Annotated in this window: 15 protein-coding genes; 4 read left to right on the top strand and 11 right to left on the bottom strand. The window is 58.8% G+C overall.

The features are described from left to right. Nucleotides 1-70: 70 nt before the first annotated feature. Together ACR0CA_RS00905 and ACR0CA_RS00900 are read right to left on the bottom strand one after the other, a co-directional pair. Nucleotides 71-1,291 carry an N-acetylmuramoyl-L-alanine amidase gene (locus tag ACR0CA_RS00905; RefSeq protein WP_480897187.1) on the bottom strand — a complete coding sequence of 407 codons (1,221 nt, stop codon included), beginning with the start codon at nt 1,289-1,291 and terminating at the stop codon, nt 71-73. Nucleotides 1,292-1,357: 66 nt separating this feature from the next. Continuing rightward, on the bottom strand, nt 1,358-2,512 hold the full coding sequence (locus ACR0CA_RS00900; protein WP_480897186.1) for a pyridoxal phosphate-dependent aminotransferase: 1,155 nt from the start codon (nt 2,510-2,512) through the stop codon (nt 1,358-1,360). On the opposite strand from ACR0CA_RS00900, the gene ACR0CA_RS00895 reads away from it, so the two are divergent. Together ACR0CA_RS00895 and ACR0CA_RS00890 are read left to right on the top strand one after the other, a co-directional pair. After that, complete coding sequence (locus ACR0CA_RS00895; protein ID WP_480897185.1) at nt 2,511-3,893, top strand: M48 family metalloprotease; 1,383 nt, start codon at nt 2,511-2,513, stop codon at nt 3,891-3,893. The genes ACR0CA_RS00900 and ACR0CA_RS00895 overlap by 2 nt on opposite strands. Further along, the gene (locus tag ACR0CA_RS00890; protein ID WP_480897184.1) at nt 3,890-4,648 is read left to right on the top strand and encodes a DsbA family protein; all 759 of its coding nucleotides are present in this window, start codon (nt 3,890-3,892) and stop codon (nt 4,646-4,648) included. Before ACR0CA_RS00895 ends, ACR0CA_RS00890 begins: the two co-directional genes overlap by 4 nt. 42 nt (nt 4,649-4,690) lie before the next feature. On the opposite strand, the gene ACR0CA_RS00885 is transcribed toward ACR0CA_RS00890, so the two are convergent. From ACR0CA_RS00885 to hemA, 4 genes are all read right to left on the bottom strand, one after another. Next, nucleotides 4,691-5,359 (bottom strand): DUF1194 domain-containing protein, encoded by a 669-nt coding sequence (locus ACR0CA_RS00885; RefSeq protein WP_170782592.1) that lies wholly within the window; start codon nt 5,357-5,359, stop codon nt 4,691-4,693. A gap of 96 nt (nt 5,360-5,455) precedes the next feature. Next, complete coding sequence (ispG, locus tag ACR0CA_RS00880; protein WP_170782593.1) at nt 5,456-6,577, bottom strand: flavodoxin-dependent (E)-4-hydroxy-3-methylbut-2-enyl-diphosphate synthase; 1,122 nt, start codon at nt 6,575-6,577, stop codon at nt 5,456-5,458. A gap of 72 nt (nt 6,578-6,649) precedes the next feature. Then, on the bottom strand, nt 6,650-7,864 hold the full coding sequence (locus ACR0CA_RS00875; RefSeq protein ID WP_170788774.1) for a helix-turn-helix domain-containing protein: 1,215 nt from the start codon (nt 7,862-7,864) through the stop codon (nt 6,650-6,652). Nucleotides 7,865-7,990: 126 nt separating this feature from the next. Next, nucleotides 7,991-9,214: a 5-aminolevulinate synthase gene (hemA, locus tag ACR0CA_RS00870; protein WP_170788775.1), complete on the bottom strand. Its 1,224-nt coding sequence runs from the start codon at nt 9,212-9,214 to the stop codon at nt 7,991-7,993. A 314-nt stretch (nt 9,215-9,528) separates the two neighbouring features. On the opposite strand from hemA, the gene ACR0CA_RS00865 reads away from it, so the two are divergent. Then, nucleotides 9,529-10,914 carry a dipeptidase gene (locus ACR0CA_RS00865; protein ID WP_480897182.1) on the top strand — a complete coding sequence of 462 codons (1,386 nt, stop codon included), beginning with the start codon at nt 9,529-9,531 and terminating at the stop codon, nt 10,912-10,914. Between the two features lie 132 nt (nt 10,915-11,046). On the opposite strand, the gene lpdA is transcribed toward ACR0CA_RS00865, so the two are convergent. Continuing rightward, on the bottom strand, nt 11,047-12,441 hold the full coding sequence (gene lpdA / locus ACR0CA_RS00860) for a dihydrolipoyl dehydrogenase (RefSeq protein WP_480897181.1): 1,395 nt from the start codon (nt 12,439-12,441) through the stop codon (nt 11,047-11,049). 216 nt (nt 12,442-12,657) lie between these two features. Here lpdA and ACR0CA_RS00855 point away from each other — a divergent pair, with 216 nt between their 5' ends. Then, nucleotides 12,658-13,092, top strand: a complete 435-nt coding sequence (locus ACR0CA_RS00855; protein ID WP_170782598.1) for a hypothetical protein — start codon at nt 12,658-12,660, stop codon at nt 13,090-13,092. On the opposite strand, the gene ACR0CA_RS00850 is transcribed toward ACR0CA_RS00855, so the two are convergent. The 4 genes from ACR0CA_RS00850 to ACR0CA_RS00835 all read right to left on the bottom strand — a co-directional run bounded on the left by ACR0CA_RS00850 (nt 13,089) and on the right by ACR0CA_RS00835 (nt 19,635). After that, nucleotides 13,089-13,664 carry a DUF924 family protein gene (locus ACR0CA_RS00850; RefSeq protein WP_170774599.1) on the bottom strand — a complete coding sequence of 192 codons (576 nt, stop codon included), beginning with the start codon at nt 13,662-13,664 and terminating at the stop codon, nt 13,089-13,091. The two genes, ACR0CA_RS00855 and ACR0CA_RS00850, sit on opposite strands and share 4 nt — an antisense overlap. Nucleotides 13,665-13,773: 109 nt before the next feature. Next, nucleotides 13,774-15,045 carry an MFS transporter gene (locus tag ACR0CA_RS00845; RefSeq protein WP_170788778.1) on the bottom strand — a complete coding sequence of 424 codons (1,272 nt, stop codon included), beginning with the start codon at nt 15,043-15,045 and terminating at the stop codon, nt 13,774-13,776. A gap of 109 nt (nt 15,046-15,154) precedes the next feature. Next, nucleotides 15,155-16,204: a tRNA preQ1(34) S-adenosylmethionine ribosyltransferase-isomerase QueA gene (queA, locus tag ACR0CA_RS00840; protein WP_480897180.1), complete on the bottom strand. Its 1,050-nt coding sequence runs from the start codon at nt 16,202-16,204 to the stop codon at nt 15,155-15,157. A 44-nt stretch (nt 16,205-16,248) separates the two neighbouring features. Continuing rightward, on the bottom strand, nt 16,249-19,635 hold the full coding sequence (locus ACR0CA_RS00835) for a YhdP family protein (RefSeq protein ID WP_480897179.1): 3,387 nt from the start codon (nt 19,633-19,635) through the stop codon (nt 16,249-16,251). Nucleotides 19,636-19,669 lie beyond the last annotated feature (34 nt).

The raw sequence follows: 19,669 nt of genomic DNA, 5'->3' as shown, positions 1-19,669 counted from the left end.
GCCTATATAGGGACGCCCGCGCGTTGGGTCAAAACACGATGCCCCATATTAGCCGTTTTGCGCCGTAGGGTCACTGGCCAATCAGGGATCGGCGGATCACATCCTGCTGACGCCAGACTTCAAGCCCGTCGCGGATGCCATGTGCCATACCCAAGCGCCACTCTGGATTATTGATGTTTTTCCAGTCTCTGGGACTGGACAGAAAGCCAAGCTCGATCAAAACCGAAGGGATGTCAGCTGCTTTGAGAACGGAAAACGAAGCGGTGCGGATCGGGTGGTTGTTCATCGGCCCGCCCTGCTGCGTCATGCCATTGGCCAGCGCTGCGGCCAGCGCATCGGTGCGCGGTTTGGTTTCCTGACGCGCCAGGTCCAGAAGAACATCGGCGACCTGATCGTCGGCCCCGCTAAGGTCGATGCCCGAGATCAGATCACCCCGGTCATGCCGCTCGGCCAGTTTGTGGCTGGCCACGTCCGAAGCCTCTTCCGACAGGGTATAGACCGCCGCCCCATGAGCGCGCCCTTCCGACAGGATATCTGCATGCAGTGAGATGAACACATCCACGCCCGCCTGGTGCGCCAGCGCGATACGGCGCTCCAGCGACACGAAATGATCATCGGTTCGAGTCAAAACGATCTCGTAGCCCCCCGTGCGCAAAAGAACTTCGCGTAATTCGCGGGCGAAGGTCAGCATCAGGGTCTTTTCGTCCAGCCCGTTTACCTCGGCACCCGGATCAATGCCGCCATGGCCGGGGTCCAGCATCACCCGCAGCGGGCGCGGGCCATCCGCCTCTTGATCTGGCGCGGACACCGAGGGTTCGGGCAAGTCCCACTCCGGTTGGCGGGGTGCTCCGGCGCTGGCGACAAACGTATCAAAGTCGGTTCCCTTCAAGTCAAGCGTCAGGGCGGCCGTCCCCGTTGCCTCGTCGATCCTCAAATTAGCGCTCTCGACCGCCAAAGGGGCGCCAAGGTCCAACACCATGCGCGACCATCCGGGGACATAGCCCCCGAATTGCACGCCACTGATCCGATCCGTCTGCAAGAAATCCGCATCTTTCAGCCCGGTCCAATCGACCTCCTGAAAGTCCAGAACCATCCGGTAGGGGTCGCGCAGCGTGAACACACGGTAGGGAACCCCTTGGCTGAGCCCAAGTTGCACCCGCACGCCCGAGCGCCCCTCATCCACGATGCGGCTTTCATCGGGCAACACACGGGCCAGCGCGCTAAGTTCATGCGCAACCGCAGCCCCCGTCAGCGCCCAGATCAGCACTATGGCGTAGAAAATCCTGCTCATGGCCTCAAGTTATCCCGAGATCGTTTGACCAGCAGACTAACGCAGCCGCGCCGGTTTGTGAACGCTCTACCCAATATTGCCCCGCTCGGTCATAAAGATACGCAATCGGTCTAGCCCCTCACGGATATCAGAGGTGGAGCGGGCATAGGAAAAGCGCAAGGTGCCGTGGCCGCGTTCGGGATCGAAATCCAGACCGGGTGTGACGGCCACGCCGGCCTTGTCCAAAATCTCGGCCGCAAAGGCGCGGCTGTCGTCGGTTAGGTCGGATACATCGGCATAGACGTAAAACGCCCCGTCCGGTGGTGCGATATTGGTGAACCCGGCCTTGGGCAGACCGTCCAGCATCAAAGCGCGGTTCTGGCGGTAGACGTCCAGATTGGCTTGCAACTCATCCTCGCATTCCATCGCAGCCAGAGCCGCCACCTGACTGGCATGCGGCGCGCAAATGAACATGTTCTGGGCGATCCGCTCAACCACACGCACCTGATCCTCGGGCACGACCATCCAGCCGACACGCCAGCCGGTCATCGAGAAATACTTGGAAAACGAGTTGATCACATAGCATTCATCCGTCAGCTCCAGCGCGGTGACGGCTTTGGCCTCATATTCCAGCCCATGGTAAATCTCGTCGCTGATGAAGGATGCGCCCTGCCCCTGCGCCGCCTCGATCAGCGCGCCCATGGCCGCGTGGTTCAGCATGGTGCCGGTCGGGTTTGCAGGAGAGGCCACCATCAGCCCTTGCAGATCGAGCCCGGCGAAGTCCGCAGGCACAGGCTGCAATCGGTTTTCAGGCGCGGTTGGCAAATCAACAGGAACCAAGCCCAGAGCCTTTAGGATCTGACGATAAGACGGGTAGCCCGGAGCGCCGATTCCGACGCGGTCGCCGCTGTCGAACAGGGCCGTGAACGCCAGCAGAAACGCGCCCGAAGAGCCCGGCGTCACGACAACTCGATTGGGATCTAGATCGACATTGTACCATTCACCATAAAGCTGCGCGATCCGCTGTCGCAGCGCGGGCATTCCAAGCGCCACAGTATAACCCAAAGGGCTGTCCTGCATGGCCTTCGCCAGTGCTTCGGTCGCGCCCTTGGGGGCTCCGGTTCCGGGCTGGCCGACCTCCATATGGATGATGTGGCGACCCGCCTCTTCGGCCTTTCGTGCGGCCTCCATCACGTCCATCACAATAAACGGATCGACGCCGGACCGGGTTGAGTTTCTCATGCCCATCTCCCATGTTGCTTGTATGGCTTTTGAGCGTGTATCCAGGCTGGCGTCAATCCCGGCCCTGTTTCTATGTGTGATGACTTGGTTCGTCAGCGCAGCTCAAACCAATGCGCAAAGCTTGATCCGCGACCCCGACATCGAAAACGGCCTACGTGAACTGGCCTTTCCTGTGCTGCGGGCCGCCGGGCTGAACACCAATCGGGTGCAAATTCTGGTCGTTTATGACAGCACATTCAATGCCTTCGTTATCGACAACAACGCGATCTATCTGAACTACGGCCTGATCCTGTCCGTGGACACCCCTGAGATGCTGCAAGCGGTGATCGCGCATGAGGCCGCCCATATTGCCAACGGCCATCTCGCCCGCCGGTTCGAAAACCTGAAAGCCGCCAAACGCAATGCCGGGTTGGGAACAGCGCTTGCGCTGGCCGTTGCCGTCGCCGGAGGTGGTGAAGCAGCGGCAGGTATCGCTGCGGGCACCTCGAGCTCGGCCTTGCGCAGTTTTCTGGGGCACACACGGGCCGAGGAATCCTCGGCCGACCGCAGCGCAGCAAGCTATCTGCGATGGGCAGGTATTTCACCCAGCGGGATGGTTGCCCTGCACCAGAAATTCGTGGGTCAGGAGCTGCTGAGCGAGGCCAATCAGGACCCCTATATGCGCTCGCACCCCACCAACCGCGATCGTCTGCGCGCGGCCCAGACGTTTTTAGGGGAATTTGGCGCGTCTGCGGTCCCCAACGCGCAGGCAGAATATTGGTTTGCCCGCGTGAAAGGAAAGTTATCCGCCTTCCTGCGCGCGCCCTCGTGGACATTGCGACGCGCGAAAGAGGAAACTGCGCAAGACATTCGCCTGATGCGCGAGGCGGCGGCCCATCACCAGAACCGCAATCTTGCGCTGGCGAGGGGCGCCATTGACGGCGCCTTGGCCATTCGCCCCGACGATCCTTATTACTATGAACTGAAAGGCCAGATCCTGCTGGAAAACCGTCAGTTGCCCGAGGCCGTTGCGGCCTATGGTCACGCGATGGAGATGGCACCAAACAACGCCTTGATCCTTGCAGGCTACGGTCGCGCGCTTTTAGCACAGGATCGGACGAAAGACGCCCTGCAAGTGCTTGAAAAGGCACGCGCCCGCGACCATCGCAACACTGGCTCTCTGCGAGATCTGAGCGTGGCATATGCGCGGGTCGGCAACACTGGCATGGCCTCAGTCGTTACGGCGGAAAGATATGCCTTGCAAGGCAAGCTTACCGATGCAGGTATTCACGCAAGACGCGCTCTCGGGCAACTACCCGAGGGTTCAACAGGTTGGCAACGGGCACAGGATGTGCTGATTGCCTCGGAAAACGCAAAGAAATCGAAAAGGAAACGGAAATGATCCTCAGACATGCTGCACCGGCCCTTCTGGGGCTTTCCCTGCTTGCCGCCCCGGCGCAGGCGTTGGACCTCAACACCATGAGCGATGCCGAGAGAGAGCAGTTCGGCGCACAGGTACGTGCCTATCTTCTGGAAAACCCCGAGGTCATCATCGAAGCGATCAACATCCTTGAACAACGCAACGCTCAGGCCGAGGCCGCCGCGGATCAAGAACTGGTCGCAGTCAATGCCGACGAGTTGTTCAATGATGGCTACAGCTGGGTGGGTGGCAATCCCGATGGCGACATCACGCTGGTCGAATTCATGGACTACCGCTGCGGCTATTGCCGCCGGGCTGTCCCCGAAGTGGCCGAGCTGTTGTCCGAAGACGGCAATATCCGTCTGGTGATCAAGGAATTCCCGATCCTGGGCGAAGCCTCGGTGATCTCTTCGCGCTTTGCCGTGGCCACCAAGCATTTGGCGGGCGATGACGCTTATAAGCTGGTGCACGACGCTCTGCTGGACTTTGGTGGTGAGCCGAACGAGGTTTCTCTGCGCCGTTTGTCGGATGGTCTGGGGCTGGATAGCGATGCCATTTTGGCAGCGATGGACAGCGATCGTGTGACCGATGAGATCAACCAGACCCGCGAATTGGCGCGGCGGATGCAAATCCAAGGCACACCGTCCTTCGTTCTTGGCACCGAAATGCTGCGCGGCTATCTGACTGCCGACCAGATGCTGCAAATTGCAGACGCCGTGCGGGCTGAACAAGGCTAAGTTTAAACACAGGCGGCGCGCAATAGTGCGCCGCCCTATCCCTTACCGATCGGCTACAGCCATCGGAATTTCACGCAGCAATTTTCGCCGAAGGGCTGCGGCATAGTCCTCATACCCCGCCGCAATTTCCACAAAAGCGCCCTGCCCTGAAATGACGTGCTCGACGTAGTAGGCCAGCACCTCGGGCTCTGCCCCCTCGATCACCAGCGCATTCACGGTGACACCTTGCATCACCTGCATCTCGCGCGCGACATGGGGGCGAAAGCCGTTATTGTGTTTGCCGTCCCCTGACACATCTATGACGCGCCGACGGCAATCGGGCCCATAGTCGAACATCAACGCTCCGAACGCGACCGCCGGGCCTATGCCGGTTCCACCCGTTGCACTTCGAGGGGCCGCCAGAACCTCGGCAGCGATCGATTTCAACCCTGCCACCCCTTTGACCAGACGCCAGGCCGAAATCTGCGTCTGCTGGCGCGAGTCTGACCACTCATACACCATCAGGGCCACGCCACCGGGTTGGGCCGAAATCGCCGTTACAACGTCAGGGTCCAGCAAGGCAGCGGCGACGCCATCGCGTTGCAACTGATGTTCGGCCTCATCGACGCTGCCCGACACATCCAACGCAAAAGCCAATGCCAATTCACACGCGCGCGCCGCGCCGATGGGAGCGGTCCACATTAGTAGAACAAGGACGAGTGTAGCCTTCATAGGCCCGACTTGGCCCCAGAACGGCGGGACCTGTCAACACAGACCGGTTCACCCTGTCGAGAACACATCCCTCCCCGGAACCGCGCGCTTGTTGGGTTATTCCGCAGCCTCGGCCGCTGCGTCCAGTTCAGCCGCTTTCTTTTCGACCTGTTCAACGATGTGGTCGATCATCTGATCGTTGGACATCTTGTGGCTGGCCTTGCCCGCCAGATAGACCATACCCGAGCCCGCACCGCCGCCGGTAAAGCCAACGTCAGTCATCAGCGCCTCACCGGGGCCATTCACGACGCAGCCGATGATCGACAGGCTCATCGGCGTCTTGATATGCTCCAGTCGCTGCTCCAGCGCTTCGACCGTCTTAATCACGTCAAAGCCCTGCCGCGCGCAGGACGGGCATGAGATGATATTCACACCGCGATGGCGCAGGCCCAGTGATTTCAGGATCTCATAGCCCACCTTGACTTCTTCCACCGGGTCCGCGGATAGGCTGACGCGGATCGTATCGCCGATCCCCATCCACAGCAGATTGCCCAGCCCAATGGCGGATTTGATGGTGCCGCTGACCAGTCCTCCGGCCTCGGTGATACCCAAATGGATGGGAGCATCTGTGGCCTCGGCAATCCCCTGATAGGCCGCAGCCGACAGGAACACGTCACTGGCCTTCACGCTGATCTTGAAATTGTGAAAGTCGTTGTCTTCCAGAATGCGGATATGCTCGAGCCCGCTTTCGACCATTGCCTCGGGGCATGGCTCACCATATTTCTCAAGCAGGTGCTTTTCCAGCGACCCCGCATTGACCCCGATCCGGATCGAGCAATTGTGGTCGCGGGCGGCCTTGATCACCTCCTGCACCCGCTTTTCGTCGCCGATATTGCCCGGATTGATCCGCAGACAGGCAGCGCCTGCCTCAGCAGCCTCGATGCCGCGTTTATAGTGGAAATGGATATCGGCCACGATCGGTACAGGGCTTTCGCGCACGATCTCTTTCAGTGCCTTTGACGACGCCTCATCCGGGACCGAGACCCGCACAATATCCGCCCCCGCCTCAGCTGCGGCCTGCACCTGCGCTACCGTCGCGGCCACATCCGTGGTCAGCGTGTTGGTCATGGTCTGAACTGCAATTGGCGCATCGCCCCCGATGGCAACGTCGCCAACCATGATCTGACGGGATTTGCGGCGATAGATGTTTCGCCACGGGCGCACGTGATTGAGGGACATGAGGGTCGGGTCCAAGACAGCCAGAGTTGCGCCTCTAGATAGTTTGCTTAACCCACTATCGCAATGGCTAGATCACTCGGACCCGGCAACGGGTTCCTGTGCCTGAAGCTCGGCAACCAAGCGTTTGAGCGCGCTGTTCTGCTCGGCCTCAAGATCGGCGACCGTGTAGTTTTCCGCCACGGCATCCTTGGACAAGACTACGCCTTTAGCCACGGTACCCGGCGCACCGACCGGGCCGAAATGTTCACCGTTCATCGAGAAATAGACCGACCCCGACGCGCCTGCGCGCAGTTGCGGTGGTTCTTCGGTCAGCGGAACCTCGAACGTGTTGCCTTGCTCGACCGTGCCCAGCGTGCCTTCGAAGATGACGCTGCCATCTGCGGCTGTCACGCGCATCCAAGACGGATTGACCGCGACGATCTTGAGCGTGGTGTCCAGTTGCTCGACCACTTGTGGCAGCACCGGGCGTTCAACAGTATGCACCTCGGCCACTTCAATCTGAGGCGGCTCGGGCGGCAGGAAAGTCCCTACCGTGCGCGGATCAAGGGTCGAGATCGGAGCATCACGCGCTACCAGAACCGGTACATCCAGCGCCTGTGGGCGATACAGACGATCCAGCGCCTCGACGCTGGGTGGTTCGATCTCAGCCGTGGTTTCAGTCGATATTGTTGCGCGGGCAACATCCAGAGGATCAAGATCGGACAAAACGACCGGCGCCTGTTCAACCGGGCTGACCTGAACCTGCTGTATTCTGTTCAGCACCGACCAGCCGCCATAGCCGATCCCGCAGATCACAGCCAGCAACACCAGCGATGAGCCGATGGCACGCGGATCGATCTGGCTGACCAGCGGTTCTTTTCCCGGAATATAGGGTGTATTGGGCGACATGAATGGATCATGGCCCATCGGGCCACGGGCCGGCAGCCCGCCTATAGGCTTGCGCACTACCGACGCTTGTGCAGACATGCCATGGGCCACTTCGAACCCACTTTCCTTGCAGAAGGCGGCAAATGTTTCATCCGGGTTCATCCCCAGATAGCGTGCATAAGACCGCACATACCCGGCGATAAAGCCGGGTGTGTCAAAAGCGTCGGGGTTCGCTTCTTCAATCGCTGCGATGTAGGTGGCTTTGATCCGCAGTTCGCGTTGAACATCCAGAAGAGACTTGCCCATCGTCGCGCGTTCGCCGCGCATCATGTCGCCAAGTCGGACCTCATAATCGTCATAGCCTTTCGGCCGGACGTCACTGTCCTCATCCGATCCGCGCTGAGATCTGCGCCCAATCATTCCTGCTGCCCCATTCTGCCTACGCGTGTTTCACGCCAGAGCCGAATCATGCCTACCGATTCGTCTGCTACTTTTGTTAGCTTAAGCCTAACACGCTATGAACGCGTTGCACACTTTGGCGTGAGGTTAACCGGCGAGTTCGGCGCGATTTAGCGCACAATGTGACCAAAGTTCGTCCATCGCCTGCACCAGAGCGTTCATTTCATCCGGCCCGTGAACCGGCGATGGAGTGAACCGCAAACGCTCGGTTCCGCGCGGAACGGTCGGGAAATTGATCGGCTGAACGTAGATTCCATAGTCGTCCAGCAGCATATCGCTGAGCTTTTTGGTATGAACAGGATTGCCAACGATCACCGGCACAATATGGCTGCCATGATCGATCAGCGGCAGGCCCAACCCTTTCAGTCGCAGCTTCAGGATTTTCGCCTGTGTTTGGTGCAGCTCACGCAGTTCCGGGGCAGTCTTCAGATAGGCAACCGAGGCCGCCGCACCCGCAGCAACGGCAGGCGGCAGCGACGTGGTAAAGATGAAGCCCGGCGCATAAGAGCGTACAGCGTCACACATTTTCGCACTTGCCGCTATATAGCCGCCCATCACACCAAAAGCCTTGGCCAATGTGCCGTTGATAATGTCGATCCGATGCGCAAGGCGATCCCGCTCGGTCACACCGCCACCGCGGGGGCCGTACATGCCAACCGCATGAACCTCATCAATGTAGGTCAGAGCACCAAATTCATCCGCCAGATCGCAAATTTCTTCGATCGGGCCGAAATCGCCATCCATCGAATAGACGGATTCAAACGCGATCAGCTTGGGAGCGGCCGGATCATCCGCCTCCAGCAGTTCGCGCAGATGAGCGACGTCGTTATGACGGAAGATCCGCTTGGCGCCACCGTTGCGGCGCACGCCCTCGATCATCGAAGCGTGGTTCAGCGCATCCGAATAGATAATTAGACCAGGAAACAGTTTGGGCAGCGTGCTCAGCGTTGCGTCATTGGCAATATAGGCCGAGGTGAAGAGCAACGCCGCCTCTTTGCCATGCAGATCAGCCAGTTCAGCCTCAAGCTGCTTGTGGTAAACCGTCGTGCCCGAGATGTTGCGCGTGCCACCCGAACCGGCCCCTGCCGAATCCACAGCTTCGTGCATCGCGTTCAGGACAACCGGGTTCTGGCCCATGCCCAAGTAGTCATTGCCGCACCAGACGGTGATGTTCTGTGTGGACCCGTCCGGGCGCGTGTGTACCGCATGCGGGAAATGGCCGTTGCGACGTTCGATGTCGATGAAGGTCCGGTAGCGTCCTTCGTCGTGCAGCCTGGCAATCGCGGTATCGAGCTGAGCAGTATAGTCCACCGGTTTCTCCTTAAAAGCCCGGCCAATCCGCATTGACCGAACATCTTCCCCGACCCCGTTTTCATCCGACGCCGATATGGTCCCAAGTGATCGCACCATATAAGTGAGTCTGGGAATGCTTATTTGATTTGCATCAAATATCGCCTCACATCCTACCCGACAAGTAAACTTACGTCCAAGAAACGCGAGGAAACGACGCAGGGGGGCAGTCGCATGCGTCAGTTATTGCGCCTTTTTTGACAGTAAACGGACTGGACGGCAAGGATCGCCCTGTTAGGGTGCCGCCAGAAATCCTTTTGGCCGGAGTCCCCCTCATGACGCTTGACGCAGTTCTCACCCGTATCGACGCCGATCTGCAAACCTCAATCGACCGGTTGATGGAATTGCTGCGCATCCCTTCGATTTCGACTGACCCGGCTTTTGACGCTCAAGTCAGCCAAGCTGCGGACTGGCTGGTGGCCGACCTGAAAACCATCGGCATTCAGGCAGAAAAGCGCGAAACCACGGGCCACCCGATGGTCGTTGGGCATATCGGAGAAGATAACGACGCGCCGCATATACTGTTTTACGGGCACTATGATGTGCAGCCAGTGGACCCGCTGAACCTGTGGAACCGCGACCCGTTCGACCCGGCCATCGAAGACACCGACAACGGCCCCGTCATCCGGGGGCGGGGATCCTCGGACGATAAGGGACAGTTGATGACTTTTGTCGAGGCCTGCCGCGCCTGGAAAGCCGTTCACGGCACCCTGCCTTGCCGCATTACTTTTTTCTTCGAAGGCGAAGAGGAATCCGGTTCGCCCTCACTTGTGCCCTTCCTGCGCGAAAACGCGGCCGAGTTGAAAGCCGATCTGGCCCTGGTTTGCGATACCTCGATGGTGTCGCGTGGGGTGCCTTCAATCGCGTCTCAGCTGCGCGGGATGCTCAAGGACGAATTCACCATCGTAGGCCCCCGGATCGACCTGCACTCGGGCCACTACGGGGGACCGGGTCTGAACCCGTTGCGAGAATTGTCGAAGATTGTTGCCTCTTTCTATGATGACGAAACCGGTCGGGTTGCAGTCGACGGCTTTTATGATGGCGTCCACGAGGTTCCCGCTGACCAGTTGCGCCAATGGCAAGACTGCGGTTTCGACGAAGCTGACTATCTGAACTCCGTCGGCTATTCGCAACCGCATGGCGAAAAGGGCTATTCCACCCTTGAACAACAATGGGCGCGCCCGACACTCGAGGTCAACGGGCTTTGGGGCGGGTACAACGGTGCGGGGTCCAAAACGGTGATCCCCTCGCGCGCCCATTGCAAGATCACCTGCCGCCTTGTTGGCGATATGGACCCTGACGATCTGCGCAACAAAATCCGCAAACATGTGGTGGATCGCCTTTCGGCAGATGCAACGGTTGAATGGGATAACGACCTTGAAGGCGCCCCGGCATCGGTGATGAACCTGGATCGCCCCGAATTCGAGGCCGCACGCGGCGCGCTATCGGACGAATGGGGGCGCGAGGCTGTCTTTACTGGCATGGGAGGATCAATCCCGGTCGTTGGATATTTCAGCACCGAATTGGGGCTGGATTCCATGCTGGTCGGTTTTGCCAATGACGACGATGCGATTCATTCGCCGAACGAGAAATACGACGTAAAGAGCTTCCACAAAGGCATCCGGTCCTGGGCCCGTATCCTGCACGCACTGAGCAACTAGGGGCTAAGCGAGGCTCTGCCTCGCGCTCCGGGATATTTAAGGCCAGATGAATGAAGGATTCCCGCTTCATCTGGCTAAAAATATCCCGGGGGAGTCGCGGCTTGCCGCGGCGGGGGCAGAGCCCCCCTTCACTTACATGTGGATCACGCGCCCATAGGCATCCAATACACTTTCATGCATCATCTCAGACAAGGTTGGATGCGGGAAAACTGTGTTCATCAGATCTTCTTCCGTGGTCTCCAATTGACGACCGACTACATAGCCCTGAATCATTTCCGTCACTTCCGCGCCAACCATGTGCGCACCCAGCAATTCGCCAGTTTTGGCATCAAAGATCGTTTTGATCATCCCCTCAGGCTCACCCAAGGCAATGGCCTTGCCGTTGCCGATAAACGGGAAGCGGCCGACTTTGATGTCATAACCCAGTTCTTTGGCCTTGGCTTCTGTATATCCAACTGAGGCGACCTGCGGCTGGCAATAGGTGCAGCCCGCAATGCTTTCGGGTTTGACCGGGTGTGCGTGTTTACCTGCGATCAGCTCGGCGACCATCACGCCTTCATGACTTGCTTTATGCGCCAGCCAGGGTGCGCCGGCGATGTCGCCGATGGCATACAGTCCTTCGACACCGGTCCGGCAGAACTCATCTGTGACCACGTGGGTACGGTCGATTTTCACCCCTAAGGCCTCGAGCCCTAGATTCTCGACATTACCGACAATGCCAACCGCTGAGATTACCGTATCGAAATCGTGCTTTTCGACCTTGCCCTTCACCTCGATATGCGCGGTGACTTTGCCTTTGCCGCGATCAAGCTGCTTGACCATCGCTTTTTCCATGATGGTCATGCCCTGCTTGGTGAAGGCTTTTTTGGCAAAGGCGCTGATCTCAGCGTCCTCGACCGGCAGAACCCGATCCATCACCTCGACCACGGTCGTGTCCGCGCCCAGTGTATTGTAGAAGCTGGCAAATTCGATCCCAATTGCGCCTGACCCGATCACCAACAGCTTTTTAGGCATCCGGGGAGGTTGAAGTGCATGTTTGTAGGTCCAGACCAGATCGCCGTCCGCCTCAAGACCGGGCAACTCGCGCGCTCGCGCGCCCGTCGCTAGCACGATGTTCTTGGCCGTCAGGTCCTCGGTCCCTTTTTTGGTTTTGACCGAGACCTTGCCCTTGGCCGGGATCGTTGCCTCGCCCATCACAACGGTCACTTTGTTCTTTTTCAGCAGATGACCAATGCCGCCTGACAATTGCGCCGCAACCCCGCGCGACCTTTTAACCACCGCATCCAGATCATACCCGATCTTGTCGGCCTTCAGACCAAAATCCTTGGCGCGTTCCATAAGGTGAAACACTTCTGAAGATCGCAGCAGCGCCTTTGTTGGAATACAGCCCCAGTTCAGGCAGATACCGCCCAGGTGCTCACGCTCGACAACGGCCGTTTTCAGACCGAGCTGCGATGCGCGAATTGCTGCTACATACCCGCCGGGCCCGGCGCCGATTACGATCAGATCAAAAGAGTGTGCTGCCATTGTTCCCTCTCGGCGCAGGTCGTTTCAGAGATTAGTTTACCATTAAACTAAATAAAAAAATGCATCAACAATATCGTCCCGCGGCAAAAGCGACGCAGGGTCAGCGCACAAGATAAACGCTGTTTTCAGCCTATACCGCGCAAGACACAATGGCTAGAACATAGACGTCGGGCCCGCCCGGCACTCATTGATTGTATTGTATTGGAAGTTTCGACCATGGCCAGAACGCTGACTGACCTGTTGCTTGCCCTATTGAACGCGACCCTGATCCTGGTGGCCCTGTGCCTGTTTCTGGGGTGGAAGCTCGCCTCGACGGTTGACGATGTCACGACGACCCTCACGGAAAAGGTTCAAATCGTTGCTCCGCTGAAAGAAGAGGTGAAGGGAGTGCGTGGCGAATTGACCGCCCTGCGCAGTGAATTGTCGTCATTACAATCAGCGGCGGTTGTTGCAGACAGCGCCGTCGCCGCACAAATATCGTTGGCCTTGGCCAAGCTTGACCAGCTTGAAACCAAGCTGCAAACGTCACAGGCGCGTATCGCCGATCTCACTGAATCGCCGGACCACTTAATTAATACCGCCATAAACACGACGGCCGACGCAATCGCCGACCGCGTGATTGCCATTCGTGGCTGTGTGCCTTCGTCTTAGTTCGCGGCCTGCAATTCACGGACCGTTGCACCGTAGCCACCCATGTCCACATAGGCGGCTTCGGGCGCGGTCATGGGGCGCGACAAAGCCTCGTTCCGATAGGGGAAGCGACCGAACTGGCGGATCACTTCACGATGGGCCCGCGCGTGCAGCAGATTGCTGGAGTCCGAATTGATGTTCTGACACATCAACCGCACGCAGCGTTCCTGATCGCACAAGTTTTCCGAATGCATCATCGGTAGATAAAAGAATTGCCGTGCGGGTTCGTCGATCTTGAGGTCCCAACCCTTGTCCACCGCGCATTTCGCAGCCGTCAGAGCGGCGCGGTCCGATGCAAAAGCTTTAGCACTGCCTCGGAACATATTGCGTGGGAATTGATCCATCAGGATGATGTAAGCCAATGATCCGCTGGGATAGGTCAGCCATAGCGAGAATTTGCCCTCGCACGCCTGTCCCCATGTGGTCAGGAATTTTTCGCGGATTTCGGCATCAAGCGCCTCATCCTGCTCATACCACCCTTTGGGACCAACTTCATCCAACCAAAAACTCAGTACGTCTTCAGGCCCTGCCATTGCCCAATACTCCGTCTGTTCGCCTCCCCAGGGACGTAACGTCATTTAAGGGCGTTTTACAGATTTATGACAGTAACATATTGCAACATTTGCGCAATAATTCCGTGTTTTAGGCAACATCTTGCGTATCCTGATCGGCCTCGGCGGCTTCGATGGCCACTTCCTGCGCGACCTCGAACGCCACCGGAGAGGCGGTTGGATATAGCGGCGACATAGTGCCCGTCTCATCCACCGGAATAGCGGCGCGCTGTGTCATGCGGTACATGGCGTATCCGGCCAGGGCCACCAGCAGGGCGGCAATGATCAGGAAGAAGCCCGGAGGCCCAAAGATTGCGTCGCCCATCAGCCAACCGGTGATCAGCGGACCCGCGATTGCCCCCATACCGTTGATAAACACCAAACCGCCCGAAGCCGCTGCCATATCTTCATTGTCCAGAAAGTCATTCGCATGGGCAATCAGTAGCGAATAGAGCGGGTTCGACATGCCCCCAATCACAAAGGCCGAGGCGAGCAGGATCGGAAAGACCGTCCCAAACAGCATGGCCGTAACTGCGCCCCCCGCCCCGGTCAGAGCCACGAGCATGATCAGGAAGCGCCGGTCCATCCGATCTGAAAACCAACCCAGCGGATATTGCAGCAGCACGGCGCCCACGTAGAACGCGGCGACGAAGGTCGATATCTCGACCAGTGTCAGCCCGGCCCGTGCGCCGTAAACGGCCGCCATGCCGAACTGGGCCGAGAACACCCCCCCCAGAAGGAACATGCCGATACAGCCCAGAGGTGAATTGCCCATCAACTCGCGCAGGGTCATTGGTTTGGTGCTGTCAAAAGCGGGCGTTGGAGAGATCGACAGCAAGATCGGAGCAAATGATACGGACACCAGGATCGAGGCGATGACAAAGGTTTCATAGCCTGACGGATCACCAATCAGAACCAGCCCCTGTGCAGCGATAATCCCCGTCATCTGCACAATCATGTAAAGTGACAGCGCTTGTCCTCGGTTCTCGTTATTGGCCGCATTGTTGAGCCAGCTTTCAGCGGTGACGTAAACGCCGGAAAAGCAGAACCCGATCACCATACGACCCAAAATCCATGCGATTTCATTGGTCAACAGCGGATACATGATCATCACCGCTGAAATGAAAGAGGCCAGCGCCGCAAAGACCCTTACATGGCCCACGCGGCGGATCATCTCGGGGGCAAGACGTGAGCCGCCCAGAAAACCCAGGAAATAGGCGGACATGACAAAGGACATCTCGAGGGTTGAAAACCCTTCGATCTCACCCCGCACGCCCAGAATTGTACCCTGCAGGCCGTTGCCAACCATAAGCAGGCCCATACCAAGAAGAAGCGCCCACGCGCTGGAAAGGACCTGAATCATTGGGGCCTCCGAGTTGAAGCGGTTTGACAGTTTCGATCAGTTTCAGATGAAAAGCGGTTGGGGTCGTGCTTGTCTACGACATTACCATGTTTTGATCCCGACACGCGACTTATTCCGGGATCAAAAGCGATGCATCGCCGTATGAGAAGAACCGATATTTCTGTTCAATTGCATGAGCATAAACATCGTGAATCCTGTCCTGCCCCATCAGTGCCGAGACCAGCATCAGCAAAGTGGATTTCGGCAGGTGGAAGTTTGTCATTAGCGCATCGGTGACGTGGAACTGGAAACCGGGATAGATGAAAATGTCGGTCTCGCCTTCCCACGGCGCGATTTCTCCGCTGCGCGCGGCGCTCTCGATCAGGCGCAAGGCGGTGGTACCCACCGGGATCACGCGGCCTCCGGCAGCCTTGGTGGCGCGTATCTGCTGCGCGGCCTCTTCGCTGACACGACCCCATTCGGCGTGCATCTTGTGGGTTGTCACATCCTCGACCTTGACCGGCAGGAAGGTGCCCGCGCCGACATGCAAAGTGACATGGCTGAACTCCACGCGACGCGCTTCAAGGGCCTGCATCAGCGCGGTGTCGAAGTGCAGTGATGCGGTCGGGGCTGCGACCGCGCCAGAATTACGCGCCCAGATGGTCTGGTAATCAGTCTTGTCCTGCTCATCCGCCGGGCGCTTGGCGGCGATATAGGGCGGCAAAGGCATCGCCCCGGCCTGTTCAAGCGCGGCATCAAAATCCTCACCCGTCAGGTTGAACCGCAGATAGGCCTGCCCCTCTTCGACCCGGTCCAGCGTCGCGCTGAGGTCGTCCGAGAACCGGATATCCTCGCCCGGTTTGACCTTTTTCAACGGTTTGATCAGCGCGGTCCACGTGCCATCCGCCTGCGGCTCCAACAAGGTGGCCTCGATCGCGGCCGAGACCGGCCCCTGCGCGCTGTCGCGGTGGCGGCGACCATTCAGTCGGGCGGGAATGACGCGGGTGTCGTTCAGGACAAGGCGATCCCCGGCCCGCAACCAGCCGGGAAGATCGAACACATGCGCATCCGAAATGGCATTGCCGTGCGCAACCAACAAACGCGCCGACGACCGAGGGGTCGCGGGCCGCGTGGCAATCAGGTCTTCGGGTAGATGGAAATCAAAATCGCTGAGTTTCATGCGGGCGCATTACAAGGCCCCGCTGGATTCAGCAACAACCCAATTTAGCGGTCCTCGCCGCGGGTCCCAGAGGCTGCTTTCGTGTTGTCCGACTTGACCGGCTGAGAATTCGGCCCGTCCGTCACTTTTGGCGGTGGTGGTCTAAGCAAATTACGCAAGAACAAAGGCGCAAGGCCCGACAAAGGGTTGACCGCAACCTTGGGCGCGGTGAGCGGACCGGTCAGGGAATAGTTGAACCCGATGACCCCTTCACCCTTTTTGGTCAACAGGCTGCCCACCGCGTTGACCAGGTATATTGGTGAAATCGCGCCGCGCAGGTTCAGCAGCCCATTCGCAAGGTCGACTGTTCCATCGAAGGACAGCCCCATTGAAGGACCAACCGCGCTGCCGCTGAGGACCTTGATCTCGGTCGGTGTGATGCGCATTCGGCTTTCAATTGTCGCAAAAAAGATCCCCTGCCCGGCCATTTCGTCAATCAACCCGACCAGGCTGATTGCGTTCAGCAGGGCCGCCATGGCGGGCGCATCGGTGATCCGCGTGTTCGAGATTTTCAAGTTGGCGTCATAGTCACTGCCGTTGCCGACCGGCTCCAGCGTCATGGTCAGTGTGCCGCCCCGCGCCTGTGTGATTACCCCGGCAGCGCGAAGCGCCTCGCCTGCATCATCCGAGATCAACTCGACCGCGCTGCGTGCACCGCGTGGAGTGATCGTCCCGCGTACCGGGGCACTGCCGTTGATCCGCGCAGTGAAGCCGCCCGTGACACCGCCCGTGGTACGGAAATCGCCCTTGAAACCAGTCAGTGCTATACTTTCCGTCACTTGCAACCGATCCAGAACCACATCCAGATTCGGCCCGTTCCCGGTCCCCCCGCTGCCGCTGCTACCGCCGCCAAAGGTGGCGCCACCCAGATTGACCACCCCGCCTTGCACCCGAATATCAGGCACCGAGGCGCCACGGCTGACCAACTCGGCCGGGACGGCAAGCCAATTGCCCAAATCGAACGAGCTGAACTCGACCTTGTCGAATTCACCATCCTCGCGGAATGAGATCGACGCGGTGCTGCGCAGCCCTGCCGCATCCAGTTTCAGCGTATTAACCCGCAGTTGATCGCCCAAGGTCGCGTCGAGCGTCATTTTGCCTTGAGCTTGCCGCCCCTTGCGCCAACCCAACTCGGGGATCGACAGCGCGACACCGACCAGATCCGAAGTCGCCGTCAGCGCGATCGGTTCACCCGCTCCAATTCCCAGATTGATATCGGCTTTACCCTGCCCGGTCAGCATCCCCTGAGGCAGGCCCGCCTTCAATTCGGTCATCAGTCGCGGGGACAGTTCAATCTCGCCCGACAGCTGACTGCGTTGCGGCTCGGTGCCACCGATGGGTTGGCGCCATGTTGCGTGCATGGGCACGTCGCCAAACAGACCATAGCCGCCAATTTCGACAGCAGTTTGATCGCCAGACAATGTCAATCGGTCGGCACTGACCGTAAAACCAGGAACCAGCCGGTCGCTTTTTACATTGTCGATGTCACCGGTGAAATGAAACTCGGTATCTTCGAATTTCAGCCCTTTTATCAACGGCAGGGACAGCGTGCCCGACAGGCTGACATCACCCGCTGCTAAATCAACGGGCAAATTGGCCTTGCTTAGCAATTCCAGCGGCGGCAGGTCCAGAAGTGACAGCGCAGCAGTCGCCTTGCCCTTGGCTTTGATCCGGGCAATCGCAGGCGAGTCCTTTTTGATCGACGTATCGGGTATGATGAAGGACGTCCCCGACGCATCTACTGCGCCCCCTTCGGGGGCCATTACCACCCCGCTTTCGGCCGAGGCGGTGAAGCGGTTTTCCAGAAGACTTACCCGGCCTTGTGCGTCCTGAATGGGCGGCAGGGTCTTGGCAAATTTGATCTTCGCATTGTCGAACCCGAAACCCAGATAGAGATCAGGTTTGGTTTCGGGACGGACCCGAAGCGAGAATTCGATGTCCGCGAAATTACCCTCATACAGGTTTTCAGACACCCATAGGCGGGGTTTGGGGGCCAAAATCTCGGGCCAGTAGTTCAAAAGCCGGTCCGAGGTCATCGTATCCAGATGTGCATCCAGCGACGCGACCCACCCGTCGGGTCGCCCCAGCAAGCGCCCCGAGGCCCGCAATGTGTGATCGGCATCCGTTAGCGTCAATTGTCCCAAACGCAATTCGAACGGTAAAAGCTTCATCTGGAAATCCAGTTCGGCCCGTGCGGATTCCAACGATTCCGGAAACAGGCCGCCGGGATAGATGTCGATGCTGTTGAGCTGCAACTGAGCGGTCAGGCTTTCCAACGCACCGTCTTCGATGCCTTGCAGAAACGCCTTGCCCTCCGCCTGAATGGCTCCAAGGTCCGAGACCACGGAGGCCTCGTTAAAATCCAGCACCTGCTGGCTTGGGTCATAGGTGAAATACGTCCGGGCAGACTCGAAGCGAATGGGTTTTGTCTCGGGCGTAGGCTGAACGGCCCCTGCGCCGAGGTTCAGGGTGGCAAACAGCGGGCCCAGCGCGGCTTGATCGTCGATGCTGCCCCGCAAGGACCCTGAAATCGGCGCTTTGAGCACTTGCAGCCAGGCTAGCGCAAGGCTTTGCCCAGCAATATCCTCGGAAGGTAAATCGGTGATCGAAAATCCGAAACTTGCCTGAGGACTACCCAGAAGACTGGTATAATTGGCCTCGATCGAGCTGGCATAGTCCCGCCCGGTCAGAACCGAAAAGCCGGTGGCAAGGCGCATTTCGTCACCGTCGCGTGTGACGGTAATGTGGCCGCCATCGAAAACCCAGGCCCTACCCAGTCGCAAATCCTGGTAGTCCAGCGTCAGCGATTGCAACTCGACCGACCGCAGACCCGACAGGATTGGCGACAGAAACACATCATCCGATTCCTCGATCAGTTCAGCTAGCGTCGGGGCCTGCTGCACCGGAGAGCTGCCGGACCCGACCGTCAGCGACAACGCCCCGTCCTTGTTGCGCGTCAGGGCTATCTGGGCATCTTGCAGGATGATGCGACGCGGGCGGATCTGGCCACGCAACAGGCCGCGCATAGACAGGCGCGTCCGTAAGTCGCCGACCTGCGCGATCTGCTGACCCGCCGCGTCACTGATCGTCACGTCACGTAACCTTAGCCGCGGAAGCCATTGTTCATTCACGAAAAACGTCGCATCACCGAACCGAACTTTCAGCCCGCCCAGTGTCTGATCCAGCCGTTTTTCAGCCTGCGTGCGCATCCATTGGGGCGCGTGTAACTGGTGACCGATCAGAAAGAACCAACCGGCGACAGCCAGCGCGCCAAGCATCAACGTAAAGCCAAGGGTCACATAGGCAACCAGCCGACGGCGCGACCTGCGACGCCGGGGTGTCTTGCTCTGGTCTGCACTTTTGTCGTCGTGCTGCACCAAATTGCTATCCACGCCTTTCAACCCGCTCGCACCGCCCTATGATCAC

Source organism: Ruegeria sp. F12 (genome assembly GCF_056533885.1).
This window is presented reverse-complemented; position numbering and strand designations above follow the sequence as displayed.